Genomic DNA, 1,614 nt, shown 5'->3' with positions numbered 1-1,614 from the left:
CGATTCTGTTGAAAAAGTCGGTTTTTCAGGAAGCGTGACACTGAACTTGGCCTTCAACTGAGAACCTATTCACCACTGTTAAGTGGCTTTTCGGTCCTTCGTTGACCGTTGCTGCTTTGTCAGTGGGTTTATTTGAGGGTTTTTGCTTGTAACAGGCGTACCTATCCTGTGGCGGGTGGCCCTTGAGCTGTAAGTTTGGCCAGTCGACGCAGGTTCTGTACCGCTGCCGCCAGCGTGAACTCATCGGTGGCGCCACTCATGCCACGTAATCGCAAGCGATCCAGTTTCAAGATGCGCTTGAGGTGGGCGAACAACATTTCGACCTTCTTGCGTTCGTGACGAGAGCACACATATTCCGGCGTCCCTGCGATGCGGCGAGCCACATCACGAGCCGCTTCGTGAACGCTGCGGGCGATCTTACGAAACGCAGTGTTCGGGCAGCACTTGGCTTTCATCGGACACATCGCGCAGTCGGTTTGCCTAGATCGGAAGTTGACCGTGTTGGCTTTCGTGACGTGTGAGCGCAGGTTCTTGAAAGCACGCCATTCGCTACGTAATTTCTTACCAGCAGGACAGCGATACTCCTCAGCGTCTTTGTTCCAGTGGAAGTCGCTGATCGAAAAACTGTCGTCCTTGCGTTCTGTTTTATCCCAGACCGGCACATGTGGCTCGATATCTTTCTCTTCTACCATCCAGGCCAGCATCGGTGCTGTGCCGTAAGCGGTGTCACCGATTAAGCGATCCGGTTTGATGTCGAACAACTCTTCGACTCGATCAATCATGGTTTTGGTGCTCTCGACCTCAGCCGTTCGATGAGCCGGTGTCGGTTCTACGTCCATGATCACGCCATGCTCGACATCAATCAGGTAGTTCGTGGAGTAGGCAAAAAAGGCTGGGCCACCCGGAGCAGCCGTCCAGCGGGCGAGAGGATCAGTCAGCGATAAGCGCTTGGGAAGTGCTTCAGCCAGCGCCTCTTCATCGAGTGCTTCGAGGTACTCACGGACGGCACGAGTGCTGAGCGACGGATCGCTCCAGTTGACCTCTTCATTACCAGGTACGCCGCGCTGCCGACTCGCATCTGCCTTGATGATGCTGGCGTCCACGGCAAAGCCTTCGCCCTTGACCAGGCCCGCGTCCATGCAGCGACGCAGCACTTCATTAAACAACCAGCGAAACAGATCGCTGTCCCGGAAACGGCCGTGTCGATTCTTGGAAAACGTCGAGTGATTGGGTACTTCATCCTCAAGACTCAACCGGCAGAACCAGTGATACGCCAGGTTCAAATGGGCCTCTTCGCACAACCGCCGTTCGGAGCGAATGCCATAGCAATAGCCCACGACCAGCATGCGGATCATCAGTTCAGGATCAATCGAAGGACGCCCAATCGGGCTATAGAAATCGGCGAGGTAATGGCGCATGTCGCTAAGATCGAGACACCGATCAATGCTGCGCAGAAGGTGATTAGCTGGGATGTGATCTTCGAGGTTGAACGAGTAAAACAGTCGATCCTGTCCACTCGATAACTGTCCCATCATGCTGCGTACCCTCCCGCCTGCCGATAAGCGTATTTTGCCGCAGGCCAAACAGGAGAGATACTTTTTCAACAGAATCGGT

General features: G+C 54.4%; 1 protein-coding gene. It reads right to left on the bottom strand.

The window, feature by feature from the left end:
- Positions 1-161: 161 nt before the first annotated feature.
- Complete coding sequence (locus tag JQF37_RS31175; RefSeq protein WP_130211655.1) at positions 162-1,535, bottom strand: transposase; 1,374 nt, start codon at positions 1,533-1,535, stop codon at positions 162-164.
- Positions 1,536-1,614: the final 79 nt, after the last annotated feature.

Origin of the sequence: Pseudomonas sp. MIL9 (genome assembly GCF_016887925.1) — a bacterium.
Taxonomy (GTDB): domain Bacteria; phylum Pseudomonadota; class Gammaproteobacteria; order Pseudomonadales; family Pseudomonadaceae; genus Aquipseudomonas; species Aquipseudomonas mohnii.
This window is presented reverse-complemented; position numbering and strand designations above follow the sequence as displayed.

Bases quoted from the DNA above. Each gene is read 5' to 3' on its own strand.
- JQF37_RS31175 (WP_130211655.1), bottom strand. From the start codon at position 1,535: ATGATGGGACAGTTATCGAGTGGACAGGATCGACTGTTTTACTCGTTC.